Below are 18,800 nucleotides of genomic sequence, written 5' to 3'. Positions count from 1 at the left end.
TGGGAGTGACCACCGTGAGGGGTGTGGTGGTGAGATCGGGGGATCAGCCCTTGGCTTTTGCCTCGGGATCCCGGCCGTTTGCTTCGATCAGGCAGCGATAGCTTTCTTCGGGCTTGCCGCTGGCAGTCACCTTCTCGATCGACCAGCGACCGCGCATGAAGTCCGGCCAGGTGTCATCGAGCACCAACAGCCCTTCGGCAACCAGCAGCGGATCGCCCGGACAGGTGACCTTCAGCTTGTATTTCTCGCGCAGCATCTTGCGCACTTCGGCTTCGCCGATAGCTTTGGCTTCTTCCACACTGGCCTGTTTCTGACGAACGACCTTGTAGGGCGCCGAGCCGGTTTTGACCTCCACCTGTTTGCCGGCATTGGGGTCCCAACAACAGACTTTACAACCCTGATTCTGGGTGCGGGCGGTCTCTTCCAGCGTGGCGCTGATGAAGGCGTGATCGCCCGGCCGATTGTTGTGGGTCACCGACAGCCTCACATCCGGTATCACCTGACCCGACAGGTTTTTGAGCTGCGCCGGTTTCGCCAGTACGTAGAGGTCGTTGAACGGCTTGGCCACCGCGTCGTACTTCTTCGCCAGTCGTGTGATGAAGCCCATGTCGGTTTCGTTCGACTGGTCGACATGAGCGATCCTGATCAGCGCCAGTTCGGGATCGACGCGCGGCGAGAAACCGTGCGGCTCGACCAGTTTGCGAAACAGCCCGCCAAGCGTCGTGGGGCCATGACTGGCCGTGCGCCGTTCCTTGAATCCGGTTTCATCCTTGCCGCTGAAAGGCGCGGCTGTCGCGACCAGCGTCAGGCGCAGCGGGAACAGCGTCGGTGTCAGTCGAGTGACCTTGAACTGGCCCTTTTCGACCAGTCCGGTCTCCAGATACCCCACCCGCAGGCCGATGGTCCCGCCCAGGGTCGGCAAGCCTTCAAGTCCTTCCAGGTCGAGTACCAGCGTCAATTGATCGGACTCCATCCCCGCGGCATCGATGTGTTCCCAACTGATCAGGCGCTGGTTCAGCAAGTCCTTGTTGGCGCCGTAGATTTCAATCGCCGGTGTAAATCCCTGTGCCATGCAGCCTCCTTAATCCCAGGCCAGAACCGGTCTGATCGCCGCCGGTTTGCTATCGAGTTCCGGGAGTGTCACCCAGACACCCGCCGACAGGATCGGACCGTGTTCGGCCAGTGTCGGGTTGAGTGTCCACAGGGCTTCTTCGGCGCTGTCATCGCTGCGACCGGTTTCGCGGTACAGCAGCAGATTCACCGAATCACCGGCCACGCTTCGTACCTTACGCATTGTTGAACTCCGTCAATACGATCACCCACTTGACCACCATCGCGGTGCCGTCATCGATGACCTCGCTCTGGTTTTCGTCGATGCTGGTGATCCGCCACAAACCCCAGTTGCGACCAATGCCGTCAATCAACGGCAGTGGCACTCTCAGCGCTTGCAGCGCACGCAGTTCATCGAGCCGTTCCATTGCCACGGCGTACATTGAGGTGCCGGAGATGGTCAGGGTTTCAGGTTTCTGTCCTGTCTGGTGGGATCTGGGTTTGCTGTTGAGGATCTGCAGCTCGGTCCAGCCGCCATCGGACTTTCGCGACAGCGTGCTGTACGCAAAATCCCGGGACAGTCCGAAGATGAAACTGCCCAGTGCCATTTGTTGTTTCATCGGGCGACTCCATCGGTCAGGGCTGCGTCACGGCGAGTGGCGAGCGGGTTGTTGGTCAACAGCGGCAGGAACTGGCCGTGGAACTGCCCGCTCAGTTGCTGCCCGATGATCGTGCGAATCTGCTCGGCAGTATCCGGTGCCGGGCAGGTGACCTGGATCAGTGGGGAGAAGGTGACTTGCTGGTTTTGACTTTGGGTGGGAGCGTTGACCAGGTTTTTCGCGACATCTCCCGGCGCAGCGAGTTTGTCGGCGGGCGGGTCTGCGAGTGCTTCTCCCACCAATGAGCCGAAATATCCACCCGCGATACTCCCGATGGCAGTACCGAAACCTGGAAGAATAAACGAGCCGACCAGAGCGCCAATGGCTGTCCCCGCCAGCTCACCTTTTGCGCTTCCAACCGCTTTTTCATCGCCTTCACGCACGCCTTTGAGCCCTGTGTAAGCGGCGTGCGCCACCATTAACGGGACAGCGACCTTACCCGCCAAGGGGCTCATCCGGGACAGCATCGGCATGACCTTGGCTCCGAAGCTGCGCACCGCTGGCATGACCTTGGCTCCGAAGCTCCGCACTGCAGGCAAGACCCTGGCAGACGCACGTTTGATCGAAGGCATGACCTTCATCGCGGCACCGCGCAATCGACTGCCCAGGCTTTGACGAACAGCGGGCGTGCGGGGTCGAGCACTTTTCGCAGAGGTTTTGGCCTGCTTGCCCTGACCCGACTTGCGAGCCGATCGTTTCTTTTTGCGACCGCCGCCGTTGTCATCGACACCGGTGATCATATCGCCGATTTCAGACGGTAAACGTGCCGCGGCCAGGCGCAGAAGTCTCGTGGAGACCGCATCAAGCACGGCCGACACGCCGGTTTTCAGAGCGCCCGCCACGAACGGCGTGGCAGCCACACCAAGCAATGTCAGTGCAGCGGTGACGAACGGGAAAGTTTCGGCGGCTGCGCTCAGTCCATTGACCACCGCAGTGAGCCCGATGGCAAAGCCGTCCGTCACCGGGGCCAATGCATTGCCAACTGCCGTGGACAGCCGGTTGAGACTCGCATCCAGCGCATTCCAGCGTCCCTGCGATGTATTGCCATAAGCCTCAGCGGTTTTTCCCGCCGAGTCTGCATACAGGGACTTGTCAGCAACCAGCTTGAACGCCGTTTGAACATCCTCAGGTTTCTTCAACAACTCGAGGATTGCATCGTTGTTGCCAAACAGCGTTTTAGTCAGCGAAGCCTGTTTCTCTTCAGGCTGTTTCTTGAGTTGTTCCAGAACCAGCTTGATCGTTTCGGGTGCATCGCCACTCAATCCACGCGCGAGCGACTCCGGGTTCAGACCTATGTCGGCCCAGGCCGAACGCTGTGCCGACGATGCGGACTCTCCCTTGCCCAGAACCGTCGTGAAATTCTTCAGCGCCGCTGCGGCATCTGTCTTGCTGGCGCCGCTGTTGAGGAACGCCGCCGCCAGCGCAGCCACTTGCTCGGGTGTCATCCCTGCCGCCTTGGCGCCCTCGCCGGCGATTTGAACGACGGAGCCGATGTCCGCGGCTTTGACGTTCAGGCCACTGTTGCCAAGGTAGTGGGTCGCGTCTGCCAGATTCTGGCTCTGCACCCGATCAAGCTTCAAGGCGGTGCGCCAGCCCGACAACATTTCGCCAGCCGCCTTGACGTCAATCTTGAAGGCCGAGGCATTGATGGCCGCATCACGGGAGAATTCCTGTAACGCCTCCGTTTTCTGCTCGCCCTGCAGGCCATCACTGATGCCGGACCGCAGCCCTGCGAGCTGCACTTGCAGCAGATCCGCGCCAGTAACCCCGCTGGGGGCAACCCGTTTGTCACTGGCGATTTCCAGGTTCTTTTCCGAGAATGCCTGAAGTGATTTGTTGCTCAGGTGCAGCACCTGATTCAACTCAACCAGCGCCGTCTCGTTGGCCATCGCCGATTGCAGTGTTTTCGGTGGTGGGCGCTGCTCGATTTCCGCCTTGAGTTTTGACTTCGGCTCACTATTGGCGGCTGGCGGTGCCGTGACGACCTTGAACAACGACTGCTGGCTGACCAGCAGTTCCCGCAGCTTGATCTGTTCCTGCGTGAGCAAGCGAATATCCACGCTGGCCAGGGACAGCGCCAGGTTCAGATCCTGCAGCGATTTGCCGGGGTTGGCCGTGAGTGCGTCCGCCGTATTGCCACTCTCACCGGCGTTCACGAGCGCATATCTGCTCTGTGCCATGCCGCACTACTCCTGTTTCACGCCAAGGCGAGTGATCGCTATGTCGTAGCGGCGCAACGCCTTTTCGGCGTCCCACTCCAGAATTTCCGCCTCACTTACCGGGTAAATGAGTGGCACGATATCGAGGATTACTTCGATGTCGCGTTCTGAAAGAAGGCCGCCGGCTGGTTTAAAAAATCGTCGATGCGCACCTGCAATTGCGTCCAGTCAGGGACGCTCATCAGAGCCAGATCGGGGATCATCAGGCCGGTGCAATGGGCGGTGATGAACTCGGCGCGTTCCTTGGCCGTTTTCAGTTTTTTCATCACTTTGGTGGCCCGCAGCGCCGGCATTTCCAGGCTCAGCGAGGTCACGGTGCGGCCGGTCACGGCGAGCGGCTGCAGCAGTTGCACCTGGTCAGGATCGTCGGATTTTTCCGCGTCTTCGACCTGGTCGAGAAAGTACGACGCCGGACGGGTCGACATCTCGTGTACGTACTGCGCGATGGTCACGTAGTCCGGGCGCTTGAGCTGGTCGAGTTCCTTGACCGACAAGCCGGTGGCCAGCAGCGCCAGTTCGAAGAACTGATCGTCCTCATCGTCGCCGGCGCGCTCCAGCGCTTCTTTCTGGGCGGCGTAGAACAGGGGCTTGAGCTGGATCGATTCGATCTGCGAGCCGTCGTCGCCGGTGATCGGCGACAGCAGGTCATGCTTGGGTGGCATCCACGACATGAATGAATTCCTTGGTGATTCTTGAGTACAACCTGTGGGAGCCAGCCTGCTGGCGATGGCGGCGGGTCAGTCAACATTGAATTTGAATGTGATGGCCTCATCGCGAGCAGGCTCGCTCCCACAGGGTGGGTTGTTGCCTTTCTGGCCGAGTCTTACGGCATCAGTACCGCACGACGGGCATCACCGAGGATGTCGACGCCGTTGAGTACGAACTTCTGGGTGCGCACGTCGATGTCGATCACCGGGATGCCGTTTTCCAGGCGGGTGTAGGTGCGGCAGGAGAGCTCCAGGGTGGTCTTGGGTTTCTCGCCCATTTTGATCGTGCCCTCATCGAGGATCTTCAGCTTGCCGCCCACGGTGTGGTAGGTGAACCAGGTGTTGCCGTCCTGATCCTGACCGGCTTCGCGCACGTTCAGCAGGATGTCTTCGCCCAGCTTCACACCCAGTGCAAGCATGATTTCCGGGCCGGTGCCCTGCAGGATCAGCTTGGCGCCGAGGGCCTTGGCGCTCTTGGCCATCTCCTCGACGATGAAGCGGCCGCCGGTCATGTTTTCCACGTCGAATTCGATCTTCGGCGGAGTGAATTCCTCCACGGTCGCCGACAGCGGCAGGCCCTGCAGGGTGGCCGCGATGGCCTGGCGATTACGGTTGGTAAACATTAGAGAACGTCCTCCAGGAACTGCTCGATGATTTCATCGCGGGCGTTGAGTTGATAAACCATGTGTTCGTTCGGCGCGTAGCGGCCGTAGTCGATGACCACGTACCAGGTGCCGTTCTTGTACTTCTCGACGCTGTTGAGTTCCGGGTGCAGGTACACACTGCCGCCGGGAATGGTTTCGTCGGCGACCAGGGTCTGCAGCCAGTCGTTGATGCGTTTGACTTCCTGATCCATGAACGACTTGGTCAGGTTCTTGGCCATGGCTTTCTGGCCGGCCTTCACCAGCTTGCGGCTGATGGCGTCTTCCAGACCGACGTAGCTGATGAACTTGCCGGTGATCGAGCGGTTGCCCAGCAGCGAGAAGCCGCCCAGCACGGTGCGGGCGTAGTAGCTGACACCGTAGCGGTTGAGCAGATCGCCTTCGGTGGAAGTGTCGAGGATGTTGTACTCAACGACCCGGGACACGTCTTCGGCGTAAGTCACCTGGTTGCCCGGGCTTTCCCATTGCTTGACCTTGGCCAGCGCGGCAATCGCCAGACTGGACGGCGCGAGGAAGACGTTTTTCTTCGCCGCTTTCGAGTAAACGGCAGGCATGTTGTGCACCACCAGGCAACGGTCGAAACCGAGGTCGGCGCCGCCCAGTTCCTGGCTGTAGGTCACCTGGTCGGCGACCGAAGCGTCCTTGCCGTCCAGCACCACACGGGCCTTGATGCGCTTGCCGAACGAGGCGAACTCGCTGGCTACCGCTTTAGTGCCGGTGAAGCCCGGCGCGCCGATGATGGTCAGGTCTTCCGGGACGCTGCCCAGTGCGGCCAGACCGAGCTTGCGGCCGGTGGTTGGATCAACGCCGCCAATCACTGCGTTGACGGTGTCGGACGGGGTCGCGCCCGCCTCGACGATCACCACGTACACCGGCACCTTGACCACTTTGAGGATCTGGTAGACCGCGTGGTACAGGGTGCCCTCTTCCGCACCGGTCGGATCGAGCAGCGCGTGGGTGGTGAAGCTGTTGATGCGAAACGGTGCGTTGCGCGGAATCAGCGGATCGGCTTTCGGCGCAGTGCCGACCAGACCGATGACGTTGTCACCCAGGCCACCCATGGCCTCGGGAGATTCGGTGGCATTGACGGTAATGCCGTTGTGCTCGAAGTTCAGAACCTCAGCCATAGTCAGTCAGCCTTCTTGGCAGCGGCCTTCACGGCCTTGGTGGTAGATGTTTTCAGCTCCAGTCGACCGGCGCTGTGCAGCGCACTGGCCTCGACATCGAGCAGATCGAGTTCCTGGCCGACGCTCGACCAGTGCCCACCGCCGGTGGGGAATGGAACGAGCACGGTGTAGGTTTGGCGGGTTGCCATTTTTCGTTTCTCCATAAACGGGAAAGCCCCTCAAAGGGAGGGGCTTGGCGGGTGTTGAGCTCTTTTGCGGATAAGAAAACGCCCCGGGGTACGGGGCGTTTATTCGAGATCAGCGGTATCGGGCGACGATGAATCCGGCCAGCCTTCGGCCAGCATTTCGTCGTGGTACTCGTCTGCCTCGATTGCGCGTAACAACGTCAGCTCGCGGTCAAAGCAGGCTTGCACGTGCGCACGCACGGCTTTCGCAATTTCGATGATCTGGGCAGCGCCAATCTCGACAAACCCCTTCACTGTTTTGAAATTGCAGCGGTATTCGGGATCGAGAATGGCTGAAAGCCCGGTGCTTGCGATCAGCGCCTGGCTGTCGCGGGTTGTCTCGATCAGAAGCTCACCGACCGACACGCCAGAGGCTTCCCGGCGGAATCGCTCGGCAGCGATGACGTCTTCTTTTGAGACCGGGATATTTCCGGTTTTTGAAGCGATATAGGCCAGATAGCGCTCATCGTCATCCGTAACGACGCCCTGGTTCGGCCAATACGCCTCAACTTGCGGCTCTGCAAAAACCGCCGTCACGGCAAGCTGGTGCTCGTCCGTAAATTGGACATAGATGCTCATAGGTCAGCCTTAAAATGTATATGCCGAGATGTTGATGCTAAAGGTTGCGATACCCACATTCGCCGTCAGGGTGTGATACAGCGTCTGAGGACTTGTCAGTGGCAGAAGCGGAAAAGGACTTTGAGGGCCGCCGTTTGCAGCGCCCGAGGGATTGCAAGCGAACTGTACGGAGCCCACACCATTTTCGCCGCCCAAGGTTCCATAGGTATTGGCACCAGCCGAGGCGTTGGAAAGCCCAATGAAGCCTTGACACTGCTTTGCATTCATCGGAACAGCGGAAGCCACCGAGAACGGCGTATAGCTGGACCTGCCGCCCTGTGTCGACAACACTTCCTTGCTATTACCGGAGAACATTCGGTTTTCCTGATAACCATTCGGAAACTGGCCGCTGGCGTTCGTTGGCCACACCCCGATCAGCGCCGAGTAGGTGTAACCCGCTGGTGGAGCCGATCCACCGTACATAACAGGCGCCACAGCCGACGTGCAGTTCCACGCCATCACGCCCTGAGCCTCGGTTACCGGGTTGTAGAAGGCATAGAGGGCCACATAGCCATTGACTGGCGCAGCCCCTGCATCCATGGCTCCGAGGCCCTTGGCTGCCGATGCCAGATCAACCAACTGGCTGAAGTTTCGCAGGGTGCGCGTCTTGCCATTGGCATTACCGACAACAACCTCCGCCACCTTGATCGTTCCGGACGACGACGCGACCGGAATCTGCATCTTGTCACCACGCATGCTCCCAACAAGCGGGCCATTGCTGGAGGCGGTTTCAATGGCCGCTGCGAGTGCGGCGATATCGATCGTTCCCTGATTGACCGGTGCGTTCCAGGCTTTGATGCACCACATCACCGCCAGGTTGCGAGGGCGGGTTTCTGTTCCGCCTCTGACACCCGTATTACCCATTTGTAGCGACTCACCCGAATACGCAGGCAACCCCGAAGAGGAAGTACCGTGATATGTCTGAATATTGGGGAACTCGTTACTCATGAAACCGGGACGGTTATTACCCGGTGGATGATTGTGAGACTTGAAATCATCCTCTTGATAGGTGCCAACACCTCGCCCGGTGTCAATGTTCCGACCATGATCCCAGCCTCGCAGGAATTCCCCACGTGACTCTGGCAATCGGAAATTCCCCGCCCCCTCATTTCCTTTGTTAAAGGTGGTGCCGAGATAAACAGCCAGATCCGGATAGGTCGCAATGCTCTGCACACTGCCATCCAGCTCAAGGTAACCGGCAGGAACGACACCTGTTGGAAACGACAAAACAGCACCTACAGGAACAGAAGACTTCAGCTGCGAGACTTCCTTCGCCAGCGCGGCTACGTCGATAGTTCCCTGATTGATCGGCGCGTTCCAGGCCTTTATGCACCACATGACAGCCAGGTTACGGGGACGAGTTTCACTTCCGCCTGTATTCGTCGTAGACCAGTTAGGCGTGCCCGTTGCAGAAAGAATGATGCCTGAGGAGCCACCAGATGCGGCGATGGATGTCGGGGCAGAGAAAGTGTGATTGTGAGATTTGAGATCGTCAGCCTGATAGCTACCCATCGCACGACCAGCATCCACACCGCGTCCATGATCCCAGCCGCGTAGAAATTCGCCACGAGACTCCGGCAACCGGAAATTCCCGGTCCCCTCGTCGCCCTTGTTGAATTTCGTACCGAGATACGCCGCCAGATCCGGATAAGTCGCAGTGCTCTGCACACTGCCATCCAGCTCAAGAAAACCGGGCGGCACAATCCCCGTCGGGAACGCCATGACAGCGCCCACCGGAACGGCAGATCCCAACCGCGAGACTTCCTTGACCAGTGCTGCTACATCAATGTTTCCCTGATTGACCGGTGCGTTCCAGGCTTTGATGCACCACATGACGGCGATGTTGCGAGGGCGGGTTTCCGTAGAAGTACGAGCTACCTTTGAAGCATCAAAGATCACACTGTGATAAGCGTCTTTCTGGGTAGTCTGCGTTAAGGACTTGCTCATGTTGCCTAAGCCGAAAACACCATTTGCGGTGGTGATATCGAGATAGCCATCAAAGATGCCGTAGAGGTTCTGCAGCGTGTCGCTCTGAGAGCTGCCGACTGCCCGGCTGCCATCGATGCCACGCCCATGATCCCAACCGCGCAAGAACTCCCCACGCGCCTCAGGCAACCGGAAATTCCCGACACCCTCATCGCCCTTGTTGAACTTGCCGCCCAGATAGGCGCTCAAGTCCGGGTAAGTCGCGCTGCTCCTGACGCTGTTGTCCAGCTCCAGAAAACCCGGCGGCGGTGTATCAACCGGGAACGCCACAATCGATCCCACCGGCAACGCCGAGGCCTTGGCAATCAGCGCTTCGACTTCAGCCTTGGTGTAGGAGTCCTTGATGCCGAAACCGGCCAGCGTGTCTGGATTCGAGCCGGCCGTCGCGCGGCCATATTCGTCGACGCTCAGACTTTTGTAGGTACCGGCAGCAATCCCGGTGCGCCCCGCGAGCATCTTGAATGTCAGCGCAGTGGTGCCGAGGGTGATCGGCGCGTTGGTGGTCAGGTGCCACAGCGAATCGCCGTTGAGCGTGCCCTCTTCCACCATCACCGTCAGGCCCGGAGTGACCTTGGCGCTGACGTTGGCATCGTTGGCTCGAACCCAGTCACCGTTGGCGACGATCCACAGGCCGTTGTCCTTGGCCAGGGTCTGGTTCGGCAGCAATACGCGGTCGCCGGCAATCACCGCCACACCGTCGATCTGCTGCGCACCGTTCAACACCACATTGGCGGTGGCGGCGACACGCACCGATTGCTTGCCATCGAGTTTGCCGAGTTCTTCGGCGAGGTAGCTCATGACCCACGCACGAGTGGCCTTGACCACGGTGTCGTCGATCAGCAGCGTCACCAGCGAGGCATTGCTGGTCTCGAAAATCGAGCGGATGTAGAACTCTTTGCCCGAGCCGGAGGTGGCCAGCACCGGTTTGAACGACTCCGGGTATTTGACGATGGCATAGAGAATCCCAGTGTCGGTCCACAGCCCGGCTTCGCGCACATACCAGCCGCCGACGTCCGGCGGAATGGTCACTTCGGCGAGCAGCCAGCTCGGATTCTTCTCGTCCTGGAACAGCGCGTTGAGCGGTCCGCGCCAGACTTCGCGCTTCAGCGCAGTAGCTGTCGCGGCCGGGTTGTAGACCGCGCCGCCACCATCGCCGACGGAAATCTGCGTCAGCTTGATCGGCACGCCCGCGGCCTTGCACGCCGTTTCGTAGGCAATCCCTGCGTTGGTGAGCAGGGTGTAATAGTCAGCCATTCAGGCCCCCTGAGGATAAATAGTGGATGTTTCGACGGTGTAGAGACCGGCCGCCATGAAGGCTTCACCGGAGGTTTCGAGGCCTTCGAGGAACACCGGATAGACCGTGGTCAGTTCGCCGCAGAAGGTCGCGGCGCCGATCACATGAGAGCCGAAGGCGCTGAGGCCGACCGACACCGACAGCACGTCCCGTTCGCTCTTGGCATCGGCCAGGCGTCGGTCGAGACGGGCGTCGATTTCTTCGCTGTAGGGTTGTTCGCTGAAGGCCCGCACCGAAAAACTGTAGGGTTCGCCGGGCGGAGTCTGTTCGTACCAGGCCCGGACTTCAGGCCTCAGTTGCAAACCCTTGGCGGCGTTCTCCAGCGCCTTGCGAGTGCCGGCCTGGCGCGCGGTGGGCCACGCCAGTTCGACAGTCAGGCGCTTTTCCGCCTCCGGTGCGTCGGTGCTCCATTCGGCCACGCCGCGATCCGCTGCGAGATACGGCAGGAACGCGACTGGCGTAGCGCTTGGATTCATCAGTTCGGGAAACGGCGGCACGATGCGGTCAAGCAAGGTGCCGAAACCGATATCGAGTGCCCGTTCCAGCGCCGAGCTGTTGGCCGGCAGCAGGGTCGGACGCGGTGTCTGGTCCGTCATAGCGTCTGCACCTCGACCTCGACCGCCGTGCAGTACGGTGCTTGAAACGCGGAGCACACGATGGGTGTCAGCGGTTCAAGAATCTGCAACTGAACGGCACCGGCGCTGTGCAGCGTGTAGTCGATCCAGCTCGGGTCGACCCGGCCTTCCAGACGATGGCAACTGTCGGCGTAGGCCTGCAAATGCTGCTCGGCAGCGACTTTGGTCAGGCCCGAATCCGGGCCGGAATTGATCTTCGCCACCACGCGGATCCTGTAGCGCTGAATATCGGCGCCCTTGACCGTGACCTTGTCGGTTTCCGGGCAGACATCGGGCCGGGCGAAGTGTTGGCGCACGCCGTCGAGCAATGCGGCGGACGGTGTGCCGTCGGCGTCGCGGGACAGCACAGTCACCTGCACTTCTCCGGGGGCTGTGCGACGGCCATTGCCATCCTTGACCTGTGCGGCGAGGCCGTCCGGGGCGAAGGTGTAGGTGACGTCGACGACGCCGGCATCGGTGGATTCGACTTTCACCACCGGCCGTTCACCGAGGGTGAAGACTTCGCGGCGGTACTGCATCCGCGAACCCGCCGCCGGCGCATGGGGCGCCAGGTAATAGCGCAACCGGGCATCATCGTCGCTTTCGTAAATTGCCGGCACCGGCGGGAATGCCGCCGGGTCGCCCGGATCGAGCAGCTGTCGCACCAGGCCCATGTCCGCCAGCCGCGCATCGAGGTTGCTGCCGGTGGCCCACCACGCCAGCATCTGCTTGATCCGGGCGTTGTATTTGCGTTCGTGGCTTTGCAGGCGAACGCAAAACGCTTCGAGCGCCATCGTCAGCAATTCGCTCTCGTTTTCCAGGCTGGTCTTGAGTTTCGAAGCACTCTGCGGCGAACGGGTACCGACGTACTCGAGGACGAAGGTCTTGAACTCGGCGAGCAAATCCTCGAAGGCCTCGACCTTGATCAGCGAAGGTTCGGCCAGCTGGTTCTGGCCAGGGATCAACATGCTCATGTCACGACCTCGAAAGTCTGTTGGCGGTTTTTCCAGGTACCGGCGAAACGCAACAGCAGGCCGGAGCCCTGTCGGGTGGCGACGATCACGCCGGGCTGGAAATCGCCGATGCCGTTCTGCGGGTTGTAGAACGCCTGCGCAGCGTGACTCTGGGCCAGAAGCAGTACGTCATCGCCGAGGTTCTGCCCCAGCAGCGTGGGGATCAACGAACCATAAAGGGGCCTTTTTTGCCGGGTGCCCAGCGGCGTGGTCAGGGCTCGTGTCGCGCGCTGCACGAATTGCAGCCAGTCGTCGACGGTGGCCCCGCTGTCTCTATCGATTCCGATCATGGGAGGCTCTTGATTCAGGGGCTGATGACGCGACCCTGGTGATCCACCAGCGGGCCGCTGAAGTGCACGCCCGAGGCGTCGATGGTCAGGCCGGTGGCGCCCAGTTGCAGGTTGATCGCTTGCGGCGTCATCGCCAGCCGCGCCGGGCCGATACTCAGTTCAAGCGCTTCGCGGGAGCCGCTGAAAGCCACAGGACCGTTTTGCCAGTGCAAGGTGTGAGAAGCGTCGTCGTAGCCGCTTTCGCTGCCATCGACATGTACCCGTCGCGTCAGCGTGGGGATGGTCGCAACAGGTGGAAAACGGTTACTGTTCAAGCCGAACAACGCCACGCTTTGCGCACCGCTTTCGCCGCTGCCGTAGTTGAACAGCAGACACTGCTCGCCCACGCTGGGAATCCGCGATTCGCTCTGGGCGCCGGCGCTCGGGTTGAAGAACTTGATCGCCGGGGTGAGCAATCCTCCGTGGCTGACCTTGCAGGTGTTGCTCGCAGCGTCGACCTCCTGACAGAGGCCGATACGGCAAAAACTCTCGGCGCGCCGGTGCAGGTCTTCGATCTCCGCTTCCATCTCCGCCAGGCGTTCGATGATCGGGCCCAGTTGCATGCGCAGTAACGCGTCGAACATCGGTCAGGCCTCCAGCGAGGTGTATTGGTCGGGGTCGTCGATGTCGCTGACTTCCCAGGTCCGGGCGAATTTCGGGGTGCCGAGCGGATCGTCGAGCAAGGTCGGGCCGAGGTAGAGGGTCTGGTTGAATGTCAGGGTCCAGGCCTTGTTGGGCTGATCAGCGCGAATCGCCAGTGACGGCAAACCATCAAGATTCACAGGCAGATCGCACTGATCGCCGGGCAGGCCCCAGCGGTTATCGGTGATCAGGTTTTTCAGGGCGGCGATCAGGTCACACGCGGCAAACGCGGTGGCGGAAACCGCCGGAATGACCTGCAGCGACAGCGTCAACACATGGGCAATCCGCCCGTTGGCAGCGCGTTCTCCCGGTGCATTTCGTTCGATGTCGATCAACACCCAGGCCTTGTCGCCGGGTGCCGTGAAGTCGTCGTGAGTGCCGACTTGCACGTTCAGGTCGGCGTTGTTGCGCAAGACTGTCGCCATCGCCGTGAACAGCTGCGAAGGCTGCTGAACGGGTGTGGGCATGCTTGACCTCCTTTTCTGATGTCCACGCGAAGTCCCGCCGCACAAGGTGCAGCGAGGCAGGAAAGTGAAAGATTTACTGTGAGTCGCGGGGCGGGATTTCGCAGACGCCGATGCGCTTGGCGGCCCAGCGTTCATAAAGACCGATGGCCACGTCGGCGCCGGCCATTGCCGTCAGGCAACCGATCGCACACGCGGCCCAGATGGACATACCGGCGGCATACAGCAGCATGATCGCCGACACCCCGCAGATAACGCAGGCCCCGGAACGCAACGCCAGACGCCTGATCAGCGCCCAGCCACGCGCGCCCTCCTTGTCGGCACGCCACATTTCGCCGGATACACCGCCCACCAGGGCGAGCAGGATGACCAGCCAGATCGGCATGTCCGCCAACGCTTGTTGCTCGTTTGTCATGTCACGCCTCCGTGGGTGATTGATGAGTGATGTGTGTTGGATTCAATCGTTTTCTCTTGAGGCAGGCATTCCAAAAAGCCCGGCGACGGGCCAGGCTTTTCAGCAATGCATTCCCGGAGGCGGGAATTGATCGGCGCTACGAATCAGAAGGGAGCAACCGGCCAGGTCACCGTGTAGGGGTAACCCGATTGTGTTTTCACTTCACAGACCGCTACGTAGTACTGCTTGTAAGCCAGTAGAGAGGCTTGCTCTTCCGGTGTGGCAATGCCCATATCCAGTTTGTATTGCAGCGGGTTGAGCATCAGCCAGCCTTCTGCGGCTCCCAGCAGGAAGCGAACGCGATTGGCAACGATATCGACTTGATCCTGGTAGGTTGGCTCGGAGAAGACCCAACCATTCACCGTGTACTCAGCTTTCCACCCGATTTGAATGGGCGTGTCGACGCTGGTCTCGACCCAGAAGCCCGATGCTCCTGGCGGGATCGATGGCATTTGCTCGGCATCCACAAATTGCAAAACCTTTGCAAAGGGGATCAGGTTGTTCGTTTCGATCAAGACATAACGAATCATTAATTCTTCCTTGTTGCTGATGATCAGCGCGGTTGTTTTCGAACTCTGCGAACCGGTGGTGCAAGTGACCATTTCAGGCAGGCATTCCAAAAAGCCCGGCGCAATGGCCGGGCTTTTCAGTAATGCGCTCCTTCGCCTTCCTTCAATCCTGTGTACGTGAAGGAAGCTGACTTTTCGGCGCTACTGGCGCGGTACGAGTCCGTTCAAATTGTTTTTCCGACCGCGGTCCCTGCCCGCCGGATAACTGCTTCTGGTGCTTTACGCTGCACACCCGGGTCAGTTGCCAACCCTCTGAACCGTTGAGGCCGGTTCATCGCTGCCTGTTCTTGTGGAACTAAAGAGCTGTTGTTGCCAGCCGCTTTGTCGAGCGGCTTGATGGCAAGAATATGCATGTATGCATATCCAGTCAATGCGTAAATGCATTTATTTATACATGAGAATTGCGCAGATGCATGGAAGCCCCGCCAATCAAGGGTTGCCCGGTTTTCTACAGGCGAAAAAAACCCCGCCGTGGGCGGGTTTTATCTGAGAGAGAGATCGTTACCGGGCGTACATGCCCCACCAGAAGACATGACCGAGGATGACGATCTGCTCTTCCTGCATATCCTGGAAGCTGTAGTCCTCATCCGGATGCTCGTCGCGATTGAAGCTGCGCAGGCGGATACCGGTTGGCAGGCGATAGAGCTGTTTCACCCGCAACTGACCGTTATGGTTGATCGCGTAAAGGTCGCCATCAATGATGTCGCCGATCCCGCACTTGCCCGCGTTCACACCAACGGTGGCGCCGTCACGCAGCACCGGCAACATGCTGTTGCCCCGTACGGTCACGCATTTGGCCTGGTCGAACTGCACGCCATTATGGCGCAGGCTGCGTTTGCCAAAGCGCAGGCTGGAGCGCTCGCTCTCTTCGATGACGAATCTTCCTGATCCAGCAGCCAATTCAACCTCGCGAAGGAAGGGCACCGACACCTCGTCGTCATCGACGGGCGTGTCATCGTCCCACAGGCTTATGTCCTTGAGTTCGGAATGCAACTCCTCGCGCCCGCCGCCCGCGACCGGCGCAACATCCGCGCGCCCGCGCAACTGATCGGTACTCACGGCGAAGTATTCGGCAATCTTCGAGATGTGCTTATCCGAAGGATCGACGATCTTCCCGCTGAGAATCCGCGAGAGAGTGGATTGAGGCACGCCGGTGCGACGGTGGAGCTCCGTGGGGGAGATCCCGTGCTGATCGAGCAGTGCCCTTAAGACGGAGGATACGTTGCGTTTTTGCATAACGCGCATAGTGCTTGAAGTTTTTCGGGAAGACAAATGCTGATTTGCATAAATCGTGCATAGTCGACCTTTTTACGCCAGATAGATGTCACCCGGCCGCGATGCCTGCGTCCGACAGACTGCCCATGGTAACCTTGCGCCCATCGCGGAAAAGCCCGGCGACTGCCCCGCTTTTGCCCCACACCTTCCAACGAGTTACCTGACAATCCGATGAATAAAGCCGTCTCCGACCTGTCCTCCCACACCCCGATGATGCAGCAGTACTGGCGCCTGAAGAATCAGCACCCGGACCAGCTGATGTTCTACCGCATGGGCGACTTCTACGAGATCTTCTACGAAGACGCGAAGAAAGCGGCCAAGTTGCTGGACATCACCCTGACTGCCCGCGGGCAGTCGGCGGGTCAGGCGATTCCGATGTGCGGGATTCCGTATCACGCGGCGGAAGGTTATCTGGCAAAACTGGTCAAGCTCGGCGAGTCGGTCGTGATCTGCGAGCAGGTCGGCGACCCGGCCACCAGCAAGGGACCGGTGGAGCGTCAGGTGGTGCGGATCATCACCCCGGGCACGGTCAGCGATGAGGCATTGCTTGATGAGCGTCGCGACAATCTTATTGCGGCGGTGTTGGGCGATGAGCGTCTGTTCGGCCTGGCGGTGCTGGACATCACCAGCGGCAATTTCACCGTGCTCGAGATCAAGGGTTGGGAGAACCTGCTGGCGGAGCTGGAGCGGGTCAACCCGGTCGAGTTGCTGATCCCGGATGACTGGCCGAAGGACCTGCCGGCAGAAAAACGCCGTGGCGTTCGTCGCCGTGCACCGTGGGATTTCGAGCGTGATTCGGCACTGAAAAGTCTTTGCCAGCAATTCTCGACCCAGGATCTCAAAGGCTTCGGCTGCGAAACGTTGACCCTGGCCATCGGCGCTGCCGGTTGCCTGCTGGCGTACGCCAAGGAAACCCAGCGTACCGCCCTGCCCCATTTGCGCAGCCTGCGTCACGAGCGGCTGGACGATACCGTGGTGCTGGACGGCGCCAGCCGCCGCAACCTGGAACTCGACACCAACCTGGCCGGTGGCCGCGACAACACCCTGCAATCGGTGGTCGACCGTTGCCAGACCGCCATGGGCAGCCGCCTGCTGACCCGCTGGCTGAACCGCCCGCTGCGCGATCTGACCGTGCTGTTGGCTCGCCAGAGTTCGATCACTTGCCTGCTCGATCGCTATCGCTTTGAAAGCCTGCAACCGCAGCTCAAGGAGATCGGCGACATCGAGCGGATTCTGGCGCGGATCGGTCTGCGCAATGCCCGTCCTCGCGACCTCGCTCGCCTGCGTGACGCACTCGGGGCCCTGCCTGCACTGCAAGTGGCGATGACCGACCTGGAAGCACCACACCTGCAACGCCTGGCCACCACTACCAGCACTTACCCGGAACTGGCGGCGCTGCTGGAAAAAGCCATTATCGACAACCCACCGGCGGTGATCCGCGACGGTGGCGTCCTGAAAACCGGTTACGACAGCGAGCTCGACGAGCTGCAATCGCTGAGCGAAAACGCCGGTCAGTTCCTGATCGATCTGGAAGCCCGCGAAAAGGCCCGCACCGGCCTGGCCAACCTGAAAGTCGGCTACAACCGCATCCACGGCTACTTCATCGAACTACCGAGCAAGCAGGCCGAATCGGCACCGGCGGACTACATTCGCCGTCAGACCCTCAAGGGCGCCGAGCGCTTCATCACGCCAGAGCTGAAAGAATTCGAAGACAAGGCGTTGTCGGCCAAAAGCCGTGCCCTGGCTCGCGAGAAGATGCTTTACGAAGCGCTGCTGGAAGACCTGATCAGCCAGTTGCCACCGCTGCAGGACACCGCTGGCGCATTGGCTGAACTGGATGTGTTGAGCAACCTCGCCGAGCGTGCGTTGAATCTCGATCTGAACTGCCCGACCTTCGTCAGCGAACCGTGCATGCGCATCACCCAGGGTCGCCACCCGGTGGTCGAGCAGGTGCTGACCACGCCGTTCGTGGCCAACGATCTGAGCCTGGACGACAACACCCGGATGCTGGTGATCACCGGCCCGAACATGGGCGGTAAATCCACCTATATGCGCCAGACTGCATTGATCGTGCTGCTGGCTCACATCGGCAGCTTCGTGCCGGCAGCCAGTTGCGAACTGTCGCTGGTGGACCGGATTTTCACCCGGATCGGCTCCAGCGACGACCTGGCCGGCGGCCGCTCGACCTTCATGGTGGAAATGAGCGAAACCGCCAACATCCTGCACAACGCCACCGAGCGCAGCCTGGTGTTGATGGACGAGGTCGGTCGCGGCACCAGCACCTTCGACGGTTTGTCGCTGGCATGGGCGGCGGCCGAGCGACTGGCACATTTGCGTGCCTATACTCTATTTGCAACGCACTATTTCGAACTGACCGTGTTGCCGGAAGCCGAGCCTCTGGTGGCCAACGTGCACCTCAACGCCACCGAGCACAACGAACGCATCGTGTTCCTGCACCATGTGTTGCCGGGGCCGGCCAGCCAGAGTTACGGCCTGGCGGTGGCACAACTGGCCGGTGTACCGAGCGAAGTCATCGTGCGCGCACGCGAGCATCTGAGCCGACTCGAAGACACCGCACTGCCCCATGAGGCGCCAAAGCCTGCCGCCAAAGGCAAACCGGCGACACCACAGCAAAGCGACATGTTTGCCAGCCTGCCGCACCCGGTACTGGACGAACTGGCCAAACTGGATCTCGATGACGTGACGCCGCGTCGGGCACTCGAAATGTTATATGCACTTAAGAACCGGATCTAAGCACCGAAGAACCGGATATAACGCAAACGGCTTCAAGCTGTTAGAATCTCGCGCGGTTCGGGATGCTGCTGGCTATTAGCCTGGCTGGCAGCCATCGCTCCCGAACCTGGCGACCCCAACCGTGAAGGGGCAACGCTGCC

At 60.3% G+C, this 18,800-nt stretch carries 20 protein-coding genes; 1 reads left to right on the top strand and 19 read right to left on the bottom strand.

The features are described from left to right. Positions 1-43: 43 nt before the first annotated feature. From DXT77_RS07540 to DXT77_RS07450, 19 genes are all read right to left on the bottom strand, one after another. Positions 44-1,072 (bottom strand): phage late control D family protein, encoded by a 1,029-nt coding sequence (locus tag DXT77_RS07540; protein ID WP_119427191.1) that lies wholly within the window; start codon positions 1,070-1,072, stop codon positions 44-46. Between the two features lie 9 nt (positions 1,073-1,081). Further along, the gene (locus tag DXT77_RS07535) at positions 1,082-1,294 is read right to left on the bottom strand and encodes a tail protein X (protein ID WP_119427190.1); all 213 of its coding nucleotides are present in this window, start codon (positions 1,292-1,294) and stop codon (positions 1,082-1,084) included. Further along, positions 1,287-1,670, bottom strand: a complete 384-nt coding sequence (locus DXT77_RS07530; protein WP_119427189.1) for a phage tail protein — start codon at positions 1,668-1,670, stop codon at positions 1,287-1,289. Before DXT77_RS07530 ends, DXT77_RS07535 begins: the two co-directional genes overlap by 8 nt. Further along, positions 1,667-3,889 carry a phage tail tape measure protein gene (locus DXT77_RS07525; protein ID WP_119427188.1) on the bottom strand — a complete coding sequence of 741 codons (2,223 nt, stop codon included), beginning with the start codon at positions 3,887-3,889 and terminating at the stop codon, positions 1,667-1,669. The genes DXT77_RS07530 and DXT77_RS07525 overlap by 4 nt, the downstream gene beginning before the upstream one ends. Before the next feature lie 128 nt (positions 3,890-4,017). Beyond that, the gene (locus tag DXT77_RS07520) at positions 4,018-4,599 is read right to left on the bottom strand and encodes a phage tail assembly protein (RefSeq protein ID WP_119427187.1); all 582 of its coding nucleotides are present in this window, start codon (positions 4,597-4,599) and stop codon (positions 4,018-4,020) included. Positions 4,600-4,751: 152 nt separating this feature from the next. Next, on the bottom strand, positions 4,752-5,258 hold the full coding sequence (locus DXT77_RS07510; protein ID WP_085712871.1) for a phage major tail tube protein: 507 nt from the start codon (positions 5,256-5,258) through the stop codon (positions 4,752-4,754). Beyond that, complete coding sequence (locus DXT77_RS07505) at positions 5,258-6,424, bottom strand: phage tail protein (protein WP_119427186.1); 1,167 nt, start codon at positions 6,422-6,424, stop codon at positions 5,258-5,260. Before DXT77_RS07505 ends, DXT77_RS07510 begins: the two co-directional genes overlap by 1 nt. 2 nt (positions 6,425-6,426) lie before the next feature. Further along, positions 6,427-6,612 carry a hypothetical protein gene (locus DXT77_RS07500; RefSeq protein ID WP_085612311.1) on the bottom strand — a complete coding sequence of 62 codons (186 nt, stop codon included), beginning with the start codon at positions 6,610-6,612 and terminating at the stop codon, positions 6,427-6,429. Positions 6,613-6,711: 99 nt separating this feature from the next. Continuing rightward, positions 6,712-7,227, bottom strand: coding sequence for a DUF4376 domain-containing protein (locus tag DXT77_RS07495; RefSeq protein WP_119427185.1), 516 nt, complete (start codon positions 7,225-7,227; stop codon positions 6,712-6,714). 9 nt (positions 7,228-7,236) lie between these two features. Then, complete coding sequence (locus tag DXT77_RS29885) at positions 7,237-10,506, bottom strand: phage tail protein (RefSeq protein WP_178083448.1); 3,270 nt, start codon at positions 10,504-10,506, stop codon at positions 7,237-7,239. After that, positions 10,507-11,142 carry a phage tail protein I gene (locus DXT77_RS07485; protein ID WP_119427184.1) on the bottom strand — a complete coding sequence of 212 codons (636 nt, stop codon included), beginning with the start codon at positions 11,140-11,142 and terminating at the stop codon, positions 10,507-10,509. Then, entirely contained in the window at positions 11,139-12,134 is a 996-nt protein-coding gene (locus tag DXT77_RS07480; RefSeq protein WP_119427183.1) for a baseplate J/gp47 family protein, read from the bottom strand. Before DXT77_RS07480 ends, DXT77_RS07485 begins: the two co-directional genes overlap by 4 nt. Then, the gene (locus tag DXT77_RS07475) at positions 12,131-12,463 is read right to left on the bottom strand and encodes a phage baseplate protein (RefSeq protein ID WP_119427182.1); all 333 of its coding nucleotides are present in this window, start codon (positions 12,461-12,463) and stop codon (positions 12,131-12,133) included. Before DXT77_RS07475 ends, DXT77_RS07480 begins: the two co-directional genes overlap by 4 nt. A gap of 14 nt (positions 12,464-12,477) precedes the next feature. Further along, on the bottom strand, positions 12,478-13,086 hold the full coding sequence (locus DXT77_RS07470; protein WP_119427181.1) for a phage baseplate assembly protein V: 609 nt from the start codon (positions 13,084-13,086) through the stop codon (positions 12,478-12,480). Between the two features lie 3 nt (positions 13,087-13,089). Further along, a complete protein-coding gene (locus DXT77_RS07465; RefSeq protein WP_119427180.1) occupies positions 13,090-13,611 on the bottom strand; it encodes a hypothetical protein in 522 nt (173 codons plus the stop codon). Between the two features lie 73 nt (positions 13,612-13,684). Beyond that, complete coding sequence (locus tag DXT77_RS07460; protein WP_064593815.1) at positions 13,685-14,023, bottom strand: phage holin family protein; 339 nt, start codon at positions 14,021-14,023, stop codon at positions 13,685-13,687. Between the two features lie 143 nt (positions 14,024-14,166). Next, complete coding sequence (locus tag DXT77_RS07455) at positions 14,167-14,592, bottom strand: tail fiber assembly protein (protein ID WP_119427282.1); 426 nt, start codon at positions 14,590-14,592, stop codon at positions 14,167-14,169. Between the two features lie 203 nt (positions 14,593-14,795). After that, a complete protein-coding gene (locus DXT77_RS29700; protein WP_147406987.1) occupies positions 14,796-14,984 on the bottom strand; it encodes a hypothetical protein in 189 nt (62 codons plus the stop codon). A 148-nt stretch (positions 14,985-15,132) separates the two neighbouring features. Further along, entirely contained in the window at positions 15,133-15,867 is a 735-nt protein-coding gene (locus DXT77_RS07450) for an XRE family transcriptional regulator (RefSeq protein ID WP_085712860.1), read from the bottom strand. 210 nt (positions 15,868-16,077) lie between these two features. On the opposite strand from DXT77_RS07450, the gene mutS reads away from it, so the two are divergent. After that, positions 16,078-18,660: a DNA mismatch repair protein MutS gene (gene mutS / locus DXT77_RS07445; RefSeq protein ID WP_119427179.1), complete on the top strand. Its 2,583-nt coding sequence runs from the start codon at positions 16,078-16,080 to the stop codon at positions 18,658-18,660. The last annotated feature ends 140 nt before the right edge of the window (positions 18,661-18,800 follow it).

Origin of the sequence: Pseudomonas sp. 91RF, assembly GCF_003576265.1 — a bacterium.
Taxonomy (GTDB): Bacteria; Pseudomonadota; Gammaproteobacteria; order Pseudomonadales; family Pseudomonadaceae; genus Aquipseudomonas; species Aquipseudomonas kribbensis.
The sequence above is the reverse complement of the archived record's forward strand: the minus strand, read 5'-3'. Positions and strand labels throughout refer to the sequence as shown.